The organism is Inquilinus limosus (assembly GCF_002195995.1).
Classification (GTDB): domain Bacteria; phylum Pseudomonadota; class Alphaproteobacteria; order DSM-16000; family Inquilinaceae; genus Inquilinus; species Inquilinus limosus_C.
Genome location: NZ_NHON01000087.1, coordinates 17,054 through 28,207 on the forward strand (window position 1 = coordinate 17,054; position 11,154 = coordinate 28,207).

The 11,154-nt window shown below is 71.7% G+C and carries 9 protein-coding genes; 5 read left to right on the forward strand and 4 right to left on the reverse strand.

From position 1 onward, the window contains the following. The first annotated feature begins 1 nt into the window (after position 1). The 5 genes from BWR60_RS29340 to BWR60_RS29360 all read left to right on the forward strand — a co-directional run bounded on the left by BWR60_RS29340 (position 2) and on the right by BWR60_RS29360 (position 6,144). Positions 2-775, forward strand: a complete 774-nt coding sequence (locus tag BWR60_RS29340; RefSeq protein WP_088155702.1) for a malonate decarboxylase holo-ACP synthase — start codon at positions 2-4, stop codon at positions 773-775. Continuing rightward, a complete protein-coding gene (mdcH, locus tag BWR60_RS29345) occupies positions 772-1,692 on the forward strand; it encodes a malonate decarboxylase subunit epsilon (protein ID WP_088155704.1) in 921 nt (306 codons plus the stop codon). Before BWR60_RS29340 ends, mdcH begins: the two co-directional genes overlap by 4 nt. A gap of 194 nt (positions 1,693-1,886) precedes the next feature. Beyond that, on the forward strand, positions 1,887-2,633 hold the full coding sequence (locus BWR60_RS29350) for a response regulator (RefSeq protein WP_088155706.1): 747 nt from the start codon (positions 1,887-1,889) through the stop codon (positions 2,631-2,633). 71 nt (positions 2,634-2,704) lie between these two features. Next, positions 2,705-3,664: a cytochrome-c peroxidase gene (locus BWR60_RS29355; RefSeq protein WP_088155708.1), complete on the forward strand. Its 960-nt coding sequence runs from the start codon at positions 2,705-2,707 to the stop codon at positions 3,662-3,664. Next, complete coding sequence (locus tag BWR60_RS29360; RefSeq protein WP_088155710.1) at positions 3,661-6,144, forward strand: two-component system VirA-like sensor kinase; 2,484 nt, start codon at positions 3,661-3,663, stop codon at positions 6,142-6,144. The genes BWR60_RS29355 and BWR60_RS29360 overlap by 4 nt, the downstream gene beginning before the upstream one ends. Positions 6,145-6,414: 270 nt before the next feature. Here BWR60_RS29360 and BWR60_RS29365 read toward each other — a convergent pair whose 3' ends face one another. From BWR60_RS29365 to BWR60_RS29380, 4 genes are all read right to left on the reverse strand, one after another. Next, the gene (locus BWR60_RS29365) at positions 6,415-8,328 is read right to left on the reverse strand and encodes a type VI secretion system Vgr family protein (RefSeq protein ID WP_088155712.1); all 1,914 of its coding nucleotides are present in this window, start codon (positions 8,326-8,328) and stop codon (positions 6,415-6,417) included. 24 nt (positions 8,329-8,352) lie between these two features. Beyond that, on the reverse strand, positions 8,353-9,849 hold the full coding sequence (locus tag BWR60_RS29370; protein WP_088155714.1) for a serine/threonine-protein kinase: 1,497 nt from the start codon (positions 9,847-9,849) through the stop codon (positions 8,353-8,355). Further along, positions 9,842-10,717 carry a c-type heme family protein gene (locus BWR60_RS29375; protein ID WP_088155716.1) on the reverse strand — a complete coding sequence of 292 codons (876 nt, stop codon included), beginning with the start codon at positions 10,715-10,717 and terminating at the stop codon, positions 9,842-9,844. Before BWR60_RS29375 ends, BWR60_RS29370 begins: the two co-directional genes overlap by 8 nt. Positions 10,718-10,721: 4 nt before the next feature. Then, positions 10,722-11,154 (reverse strand): peptidoglycan-binding domain-containing protein (locus BWR60_RS29380; RefSeq protein ID WP_218823739.1); only part of this gene is annotated, 433 nt, incomplete at its 5' end.

An 11,154-nucleotide genomic window follows, 5' to 3' on the forward strand; every position in this document is an offset into this window, starting at 1 on the left:
GATGATCGAGGCCGGGAAGAGCACGCGGCCTCTCCCGCTCCTGCCGTCATTGCGAGGAGGCGAAGCCGACGAATCCATCCAGGGGCCGGTTCGCACTGGCCCTGGATTGCTTCGCTGCGCTCGCAATGACGGTATTGGGGAGTCTGAAAAGGTTTCGCTTACCACGCCATTCCAACCCCACGATCTGCTGCGGATCGACCCGGCGGCCCTCACCGAACTGGTCCGCGACCTGCCCGGCTGGGCCGTCGCATCGCTGGCGGCGGCGCCATGGGTGGTGCTGCGCCGGGCGCCGCCTTTCGAGGGTCTGCTGCCGGTCGGCATCCGCGGCGCCAGCCGCGCCGAACGCTGCGCCGCCTGGCTGTCCCCCGCCGCAATCATCGACCGCCGGACGCCGGAGGATCTGGCCGCCGCGCGGGCCTGGCAGGTCCATCCCCGCCGGGCCGAGGTGCCGGCGCTGGCCGCCCTCGACGCCGTCGCGGCCCTGCTGGACGGCTGGCGCTGGGGCCCGGCCGGAAGCATCGGCTTCGAGCTCGCCACCGGATATCCCGCCGCGCATCGGGACAGCGACCTCGACATCGTCCTGAGCGCGCCGCACCGGATCCGCCGCAGCGAGGCCGGCCGTCTGCTGGCGGCGCTGCCGGCCCGGATCGACGTCGCCGTGGAGACGCCGCCGGGCGCCTGCAGCCTGGCCGAGATCGCCACGGGGGGGCCGATCGCGGTGAAGACCCCGGTCGGGCCGCGGCTGGTCCGCGATCCCTGGGCCGAGCCCGCATGAGCCTCGCCTTCCTGTTTCCCGGACAGGGGGCGCAGAGCCCCGGCTTCCTGCACCGGCTGCCGGACCATCCGGCGGTGGCCGCGACGCTGCAGGAGGCAAGCGCCGTGCTGGGGCAGGACGTGCTGGCATTGGACGGGGAGACCGCCTTGCGGTCGACGGTGGCGGTGCAGCTCGGGCTGCTGGTCGCCGGCGTCGCCACGGCCCGGGCCCTGGCGGCGGCGGGCGTCACCCCGGCCATGGCCGCCGGCCTATCGATCGGGTCCTTCGCCGCCGCGGTGACGGCCGGGGCGGTCGGATTCGCCGACGCGCTGCGCCTGGTCGACCGCCGGGCCCGGCTGATGGAACAGGCCTGCCCGGCCGGGTTCGGCATGGCCGCGGTCACTGGGCTGCCGCAGCGCCGGGTCGAGGCGATCATCGCCGCGGCCGGAGCGCCGCTCTACCTCGCCAATCTCAATGGGCCGGCGGAGTTCGCGCTGAGCGGCGCCGACGCCGCGCTGGATCGCGCGGTCACGGCCGCGCGGCAGGCCGGGGCGCGGCGGGCGGAGCGGCTGGCCGTGGCGGTGCCGTCGCACTGTCCGCTGATGCAGGACGCCGCCACGGCACTGGCGGCGGAGGCCGAGGCGGTGCCGATCGCGGCGCCGACCATCCTCTATGCCGGCAACCGGCGGGGCCGGATGCTGCGCGACGCCGCCGCGGTGCGCGAGGAGCTGGCGACCAACCTGGCCCATCCGGTGCGCTGGGCCGACGATGTCACGCTGATGGCCGAGCACGGGGCGACGCTGTTCCTGGAGATGCCACCGGGCGATGTCCTCACCCGGCTGGCCGCCGCGGCCTGTCCCGACCTGGCCGCCCGCGACATGGCGAGCCTGTCCCTGCCTTCCGCCCGGGCCCTCGCCGCCCGGGACCGGAGGCGCTGACGCCGGTTACGGCTGTAACCACCCGAGGACCGGCATCCCCCCTGAAAGAAACGACATGGCTGACCATCTGTGACAGCGGTCATCGGCAACATGTCGATCACCATATGAAACGGATGTGTCGCTCGGTCCGAACCTGAGGATGCATCGATCGATGGTCGGCCACGCGCCCGATCACGATTGCCGAGCCCGAAGCCATGGTTGTCGACATGAACATCGCCAGCAGTCAGCCAGTCTCCGTCCTGGTCGTCGACGACGATCCCGCCATGCGGCACATGATCGTCGACTATCTCGAGAACCATGACATCCGCGCCGTCTCCGTCGCCGGCGGGCAGGACATGGCCCGGCAGCTGTCCCATGGCGAGCCGGACCTGGTGCTCCTCGACCTGCGCCTCGGCCGGGAGGACGGGCTGGACCTGCTGCGCGACCTAAGGTCGCGCTCCGACCTGCCGGTCATCATCACCACCGGCCATCGGCAGGACGAGATCGACCGCGTGGTCGGGCTGGAGCTCGGCGCCGACGACTACATGACCAAGCCCTTCGGGCTGCGCGAGCTGCTGGCCCGCATCCGCGCCGTGCTGCGGCGGCGGGAGGCCGAGCGCCAGGCCCCGCAGCGCGACCGGCAGCATGGCCGCTTCCGCTTCGGCGGATGGCAGCTCGACCGCCGGCTGCGGCGCCTGACCGACCCGGGCGGCAGCACCGTCGCGCTGACCAAGGGCGAATACGCGCTGCTCGCCGCCTTCCTGGAGGCGCCGCAGCGCCCCCTGTCGCGCGAGCACCTGCTGCAGGCCACGCGCATGCATGAGGACGTCTTCGACCGGACCATCGACGTACAGGTGCTGCGGCTGCGGCGGAAGCTGGAGGCCGACCCCAGCGCGCCGCGCGTCATCCGGACCGAGCGCGGCGTCGGCTATGTCTTCTCCCTGGCCGTGGAAAAGCTGTAAGCCCGTCCGGATCGTCGAGCCTTGATCCGCCATCCCGACGCCGAGGACAGCCGCGTGCCCCGCATTCCGACATGACCGCCCTCCGGTGCCGGATCGCCGCCTGCGGCCTGCTCCCGGCGCTGCTGCTCGCCACCGCCGGGATCCCCGCGCAGGTGTTGGAGCCGGCGGCCCCGTTTCCGCCGCAGGCGGCCGAGCAGGAGCCGATCACCCCGATCCCGCCGCCGCCCGCCGCCGACCCGCTCAGGGTCGCGCTGGGTGAGCGCCTGTTCGACGATCCGCGCCTGTCGCGCGACGGCCAGCGCGCCTGCTCGTCCTGCCACGACCCGCACACCAACGGCGCCGACGGCAACCGGCGCGACACGACCCTCGACGGGATGCCGCTGCGCTTCAACACCAGCACGGTGTTCAACGCCGCGCTCAGCTTCCGGCTCGACTGGGCCGGCGGCTTCCGCACCCTCGAGGCGCAGGCCGCGTCGTCGCTCGAAAGCCCCGACATCATGGGGACCAGCATCGACGCCGTTCTCGGCAGGCTGCGGAACGACCCGGACATGGTCGCGCGCTTCCAGGAGGCCTATGGCGCCGGGCCGGACCGCGCATCCCTGCTGGATGCGATCGCCACCTTCGAACGTTCGCTGCTCACCCCCGGCAGCCCGTTCGATCGCTGGCTGCAGGGCGACCCCGGCGCCCTGACGGCCGAGGCGCAGGACGGATACCGGCTGTTCAAGTCGCTCGGCTGCGTCTCCTGCCACCAGGGCGTCAATATCGGCGGCAACCTGTTCCAGCGGCACGGGATCTTCCATCCCCTCGCCTCGCCGGACCCGGCGATCCTGCGGGTTCCCAGCCTGCGCAACATCGCGACGACGGCGCCGTATTTCCATGACGGCAGCGCCGCCACCCTCGACGAAGCCGTGCGGAACATGGCCCTGGCCCAGCTCGACCGGACCCTGTCGGACCCGCAGGTCTCGGCCATCACCGCCTTCCTGCGGTCGCTGACCGGGACGTATAAGGGCCATCCGGTCACGGCGCCATGAGGATCACCCCGACCCTGGCGGCGGTGCCGCTGATGCTCCTGCTGCTCACCTGGCTCCTGGTGGGCAGCACCAATATCGGGGCGGAGACCTTCGACCGCGCCCTCGGCACGCTCGACGACGTCTCGATGACCCAGAACGCGCTGCGCCGCGACATCCTGGCCACCCGCGCGGGGCTGCTGCGCAACTATGATCCGCTGGTCCGCGACGGCGCCGCCCTGCGCGAGCTGATGGGCCGCCTGGACGAGGTCGCGACGGTGGATCCGCGCATCGCCGCGGCGGTCGCCGATCTCAACGCCCTGATGGTGCGGCAGGACGAGCTGGTCGAGGACTTCAAGAGCAAGAACGCCCTGCTGCAGAACTCGCTGGCCTATTTCGGCGTGCTGGGCTCCCGCCTCGGCGCCACGGACGGCGACCGCGCATTGGCGGCCGATGTCGGCTCGCTGGCCGCCGCCATGCTGCGCCTGACCCTCGACACCTCCCCGACCATCGCCCGCGACGTGCAGGACCGGCTGGAGGCGCTGGGCGCCCGCCCGCCGCCGTCGGGCGACGCGGCATCGCTGCGGGCGCTGCTGGCGCATGGCCGGCTGCTGCACGACCTGCTGCCGGCGACCGACGGCGTGCTGAAGACGCTGTTCGCCCTGCCGACCAGCCGGGAACAGACGGCGATCCGCAGCGTCGTGCTGGACCACCAGATGGCTTCGCGCGAGACCGCGCGATCGTTCCGGGTCCTGCAATACGGCGTCTCGGTCATCCTGCTCGGGCTGCTGATCCATGCCGGGCTGCAGCTGCGGGCGCGGGCCATGTCGCTGCGGCGCCGCGCCGCCTTCGAGCACCTGATCGCCGGCATCTCCACGCGCCTGATCACCGCCCGGCGGCCGCAGGTCGGGGCGCAGATCGAGCAGGCCCTGGCCCAGCTGGCGGCCCATGTCGGCGCCGACCGGGCCTATGTCCTGTTCGGCGGCGCGGCCCGCCGGCACCATGTCTGGAGCCGTGCAGGCGCCGACTGCCCCCCGGGCTGGCCGGAAGCGGCGCCGGCGCTTTCGGCCGGCTTCGACCGGACGGCGGACGGCCTGATCCATGTCCGGCACGTCGCCCGGCTGCCGGCCGGGCCGGCCCGCGATGCTCTCGCCGCCGCCGGGCTGGACGGCTGGGCCTGCGTCGCCAGCCGCAGCGGCGACGGCGCGACCGACATCATGGGCTTCGACGCGCTGCCGCCGTCGCGCATGATCCGCCCGGACCAGCTCGGCCTGCTGCGCACGGCCTTCGACGCCATCGCCAACGCCGTCGGGCGCGACCATCTCGAGCGCGAGCGAAGCCGGCTGGAGGAGCGGCTGCAGCAGGGCCGCCGGATGGAGACCGTCGGCGCGCTGGCCAGCGGCATCGCCCACAACTTCAACAACATCGTCGGCGCCATCCTCGGCTACACCGAGATGGCGGAGGCCGAGATCGGGTCCGGGGAACGGGCGGCCCGCCACCTGCGTGGAATCTGCCGCGCGGGCGAGCGGGCGCGCGACCTGATCGGCCAGATCCTGGCCTATGGCCGGCGCCGCGCCGCGCCCAGCCGGCCGGTCGACATGCATGCCCTGGTCGTCGAGGCCGCCTCGCTGCTGCGCGCCTCGCTGCCGCCGGGGGTGGAGCTCGTCCTGGGACAGGAGGATCACGCCGCGATGGTCGCCGGCGAGGCCGCGCAGATCCAGCAGGTGATCCTGAACCTGTGCAACAACGCGGCGCAGGCGATGGACGGGGCCGGCCGCATCGGCCTCGACGTCGGGCTGCACGACGTCGTGCAGGCGCAGGCCCTGAGCCATGGCTCGCTGATGCCGGGCCGCCATGTCCGCATTGCCGTCAGCGACGCGGGCCGCGGCATCGACACCGAGACCCTGGGCCGGCTGTTCGAGCCCTTCTTCACCTCGCGCCAGGACGGCAACGGCCTGGGTCTGGCGACGGTCCGCGAGATCGTGCAGGAGCATGGCGGCGCGATCGACGTCTGGACCCGGCCCGGCGAGGGCAGCCGCTTCGCCGTCTGGCTGCCCTGCATCGTCGAGGACGCGCCGGAGGCCCCCGTCGCCGCCTCGATGCTGGGGCGCGGCGAGGCGGTGCTGCTGGTCGAGGGCGACCGCAAGCTGATGCTGCGGGACGAGGAGATGCTGGCCGCCCTCGGCTATGAGCCGATCGGCTTCAGCAACGGCGCCGACGCGCTGGCCGCCTGCCGGGAATCGCCGGACCGGTTCGACGTCCTGATCGTGAGCCACGGCTCCTCCGCCCAGGAAGCGCTCGATCTCGCCGCCGCGCTGCACGAGGCCGCGCCGCGGCTGCCGATCCTGCTGGCCCTGCCGTCGAGCGAGCGGATCGATGCCGACGCGCTGGCCGCCGCCGGGGTGTTCGAGGTCGTCCGCCGGCCGCTCAGCTCAACCAATGTCGCCGCCGTGCTGAGGACCGCGCGGTTCCGTGAGCGGGAAAGGGCCGGCGCCGCGGCCTAGAGCGGGATGAATTGAGCTCGGGTCACGTCAGGGCATCCGAGCAGATCTGGCAGAATGTCGAGCGTCTTGGTTGCCTCTCCCGCCGGACGCGGGAGAGGCCGGGCTCGCGTAGCGAGACCGGGTGAGGGCTGGCCGAGTCCTCGACCAACTCCCCTCACCCGGAGCCGCTTCGCGTCTCCGACCTCTCCCGCAAGCGGGAGAGGCAAAAATCAGCGCCTTCGTTCAAGGGGCTGACGATCTGACCTAAACTCATTCCGCTCCAGCCTCCGATCAGGGCGCGACCGGGACCGGGATCGGCGCGATGAAGAGCGCGGTCTCGAAGGTGATGGTGCCGGTCACCGTGGCCAGCCAGGCCGCCCCGATCGTCATGTTCAGCGCCGCGCCGACGGTCATCTGCATGGCCGCGCCGGCCGTGAGGCTCATCGCCGCCTCGCTGGTGACGCTGACCGCCGGAGCGATGATCGAGATCGACCCCGGGGTCAGGACGATCCTGCTGGCCCCGACCTGCAGCGTGATCGACTGCATGGCGCTGATGGTGATCGAGCCGGTCTCGCTGGTCACCGTCTGGTTGCGGTGGATGGTGACCGTCTCGTCGTTCTCGACCTCGACCTGATGGTCCTTCTGGGCGTGCAGGAACACCAGCTCCTGCCCCTTCCTGTCGTCGATCGAGAACTCGGAGAAGTCCTGGGTGCCGCCGCGCAGGGTCGACCGGGTGCGCAGGCCGCTCTTGGTCTGCTCCGACGGCACCGGGAAGACCGGCTGCATCACCTCGTTGTAGACGCCGCCCACCACCACCGGGTTGTCCGGATCGCCGCTCATGAAGGAGACGGCGACCTCGGTGCCGACCCGCGGCAGGTGCTGCCAGCCCCAGCTGTTGCCGGCCCAGGGCTGGATCACCCGGACCCAGATCGCCTTGCCGGCCACCGTGTCCTTGCGGTGGTCGAACATCAGCCGGACCTTGATCCGCCCCAGCGGGTCGGCGTGGATCTCCTCGCCGTCATTGCCCAGCACGATCGCCGGGAAGATTCCGGCCATCACCGGGCGGGTGTTGCGGGCGTCGTCGCGCCACGGCGTCTTCTGCAGGAAGCAGGTGAAGTCGTTCTCGTAGCTCGCGATCGCGGCGCCGGCGATCCAGCTGTCGTCGCTGGCCTTGTGGCGGACCGAGTGCAGGGCGTGCTCGATCCCCTCCGCCCGGGTGAAGGGGTCGCGCGCCAGGGTGAAGCGGCGGCCCGGGGCGAATTCATGGTCATAGCCGTGGCTGTGGGTCAGGGCCGACACCACCTCGGCATGCTGGATCCGGAACTTGGCCCGGTCGGCCGCCACCTGGTTGTCCATGGTCGCCGCCGGCCAGTTGTAGACCTCGCGGCGGGACGCGCCGGCGATCGGCAGCGTCGTGTCCTCCCGCCCGTCGACCGGCGTGGTCGGCTTGGTCGGGTCGTAATCCTGCAGCCAGACCTCGCCATGGGCGGTCGAATGCGTCTCCTCCCAGCGGTCGAGGACGTCGAAGTTGTTGCCCTCATGGATCACCCAGTGCGACGGCACGGTGACCGGCTTGAACGCCTCGTTGCCGTCGGTGATCACCAGGGTGTGGGACGTCTTGGTGTGCTCGAAGAAGTAGAACCAGCCGCTCTCCTGCAGCAGCCGCTGGGCGAAGGCCAGGTCGGTCTCGTTGTACTGGGTGGTGTATTCGCGGACGGGGTTGCTGCGGTAGATCCGGAACTCGACCGGCTGGACCCCGTGCTCGGCGAAGATCGTCTGCAGGATTTCCTGCGCGGTCATGGCCTGGAAGATCCGGCTGTCCTCGGCTTGGGCGAGGAACCACAGCCGCGGCACCACCTCCAGCCGATAGGTCCAGCGGTCGCGCCGCGCCAGGCCGATCGCCTCCATCCTGCGGACCACGCCGTGGAAGAAGCGATCCTCGGGCGGGCGGGTCGTTCCGTCCGCCGTGTCGCCGCCGCGGGGGATGCGCCGGACGGTCAGCCCGACCGGCTGGTACAGCAGCTCCTGCGGCCGGATGCTGCGCTCGGTGGAGACGACGGTGAGCGTCAGCTCGTAGGGGCGGCTCAGCTCCTCGACCGCATCCAGTTCGATCGCGTGCAACGTGCCCTGCTGCACCGGCAGCGTGTCGTCGCCGAGCGGCGAGGTGAGCAGCAGCATCGGCTCGTTGCGGCCGTCAGCCGGCATTCCATCTCTCCTGAAATCCGTCGATCATCCCGCGTCCCCGGACAGGTCGCGGACCGAGACCGGGAGCGAACCCGGATAAGGCAGGCCGTCCAGCATCTCCTGGAACCGCTCGCGCTCCGCCGCGTCGCCAATCAGCGCGAGGCAGGCCTCGCGGAGCTGGTCGAGCGTCACCGCCTGGGAGAGGGCGCGCTTGACCAGGAGCCGCGCCACCGGCCCGGCCGAATGGGCCAGGGCCCGCGTCACCGCCGCCACCGCCTCTGCCGCCGCACCCGGCTGTCCCGGCAGGGAGGCCTGCGAGGCCGACTCCGCCGCCTGCTGCGCCCCCAGGCTGCCGCCGCCCGGCCGCTCGGCCATCGCCTGCAGCGCGTCGCTGACGAACCGGTCGCGCAGGTCGCCCGGCGGCAGCAGGTCGCCCAGCAGGGCCAGCAGCTCGTCCGGCGAGCGGGCATCCTGCATGGCGCGGCGCAGATGGATCCGCGCCATCGGGCCGACATGGCGCGCCAGGCTGCGCTCGATCGTCGACAGGGATGTGCCGTCCAGCCCGCCGAAGGTGCCGAGCGTCGGCGGCGACGGCTCCGGCGGACGCGGCGCCCGGCCGGGCGAGGACGACACCACCACGGTGGTTCCGCCATCATCGGCCGCCTCGGCCGGGTCCGGGGCGCCCGCGCCGATCGGGGCCTCGCCGTCGGACAGCTCCTGCAGCGCCGCCGCCATCTCCTCGGCGCTGGCGAAGCGGTCGTCCGGCTGCTTGGCCAGGGCGCGGTCGACCACCCGCACCAGCGCCGGCGGCAGGTCCGGCCGCTTGTCCTGCAGCGGCGGATGCGGCGCGTTGATCAGCTTGTAGATGACATCGGTGTAGTTGAGGCTGCTGAAGGCACGTTCGCCGGCCAGCAGCTCGTACAGGACGCAGCCCAGGGAGAACAGGTCGCAGCGCTGGTCGATCGCGCCGCCGCGGCACTGCTCGGGCGACATGTAGCTGGGCGTGCCGACCATCATCGCGCCCAGGGTGGAATCGGTCGAGGTCAGCCGCGAGATGCCGAAATCCGTGACCTTCAGCCGGGCATCGGCGGTCAGCAGGATGTTCCCCGGCTTGATGTCGCGGTGGATGATGCCGAAGCCATGGGCGTAGCCGAGCGCGTCGAGCACCTGCAGCGCGATGCGCACGACGTCGGGCAGGCCGGCCTGGGTGCCGCGCCGGAAGGCGTGGTTCAGGCTGACGCCCTCGACATACTCCATCACCAGGAACGGGTTGCCCTCGTGCACGGCGTAGTCGTAGATGCCGACGATGTTCGGATGGACGCAGCGGCCGGCGATCTTGGCCTCGTTGCCGAAGCGCCGCAGATACTCGTCCCGGTCCTCCCCCTCCAGCAGGTCGGCCCGCACCAGCTTGATCGCCACCGCGCGCTCGATATGCGGGTCATAGGCCTTGTAGACGACGCCCATGGCGCCGCGGCCGAGCATCGCCTCGATCCGGAACCGTCCGATCGCGTCGGGCAGCGGCAGGGCGGCGGTGTCAGTCACCCAGCATTCCCATCGCCGTCACCAGGCTGCGGCGCATGCGGTTGAAGGAGATGGCCAGCGACCCGATCTCGTCGCGCGACGAGGTCGCGAATTCCGGCACATCCATGTTGCCCAGGCTGATCTCGTCGGCCAGCCGCGAGATCCGCCGCACCGGCACGATGATGAAGAAGTGCAGCAGCAGGTTCAGCAGCACCATCATCACCGCGAAGATGATGGTCAGCCCGCCCATGACGACATAGAGGTTGGACCGCGCCTGGGCCAGCGGCACCCGCTCCGGCACCGACACGACCTGCGCCCCGATGGTGTCGCCGAGCTTCCAGCCGAAGCCGTTGTCGCGGCCGTAGATGTCGATCATCGAGGGTGGTGCTGCCTCCGGCGTCGAATGGCAGGCGAGGCAGCTCTCGCTCGAGACCCGGATCGGCTGCGAATAGGACAGGATCGACCCGCCATTCTCCCCCACCCGCTCGGTCACCAGATGGTCCAGCTCCGGCTGCGCCCGCAGCGCCTTGATGATGTCGGCCTCCCACGGCACCGGCTTGTCGGCCGGGTTGGTGGGGTTGGTCGTGGGCTGACGGAAGGCATAGTCCGGGAACTCCTTCGACATCTGGTCGAATGTCTGCTGCGCGGCGAAGAACGGGATGCTCTGCGGCAGGAACTGGGTCTTCATCTGCGGGGTCAGCAGCGGCGCCACCTGGGTGTCAGTGTAGTGCACCGTGGCCTTGGCCGCGCCCATGATGGCCGCGGCCTCCGCCAGCACCGCGCGCCGTGCCTCGCGCTCGCTGGCGGCGTTGACGAACAGCGCGGCCAGGCCCAGCCCGGCCAGGAACGCCGCCAGCATCACCAGGTTGAACTTGACCCGAAGCGTCATGGCGTCACTGCCCGAGATTCAGCAGCTTGGCGATCTGGATCTGCGTCAGCACGCCGCTCGACGGGTCGCCGATGGCCTCCCGCGTCCTGCCGTCCATGCGGCCGCTGACCGGCCCGCTGTAGAAGCCGCGGCGGGCCAGCGCCGCCTGGATGCGGCCGGACCGCGAGCTGGTCGGCCGCGCCGGCGGCTGGGTCGCCTGGACCGGAGCCGCGGCCGCAGGAGCCGCCGGCGCGGCCGCCTCGCCTTGCGAGGCCGAAGCCTCCGGGACGATCGGCTGCTGCTGATCCGCGGGGCTGAGATCGGCGACCCGTCGAGCGGCGTGCTGACGCAGATCCAGATCGCCAAGCTGCTGAATCTCGGGCAGTGACGCCATGACGCTTCGGGTCAAGTTCAACCTGGTGATGCTGGCGGCGTTCCTGGCCGGGCTGGGCCTGGCC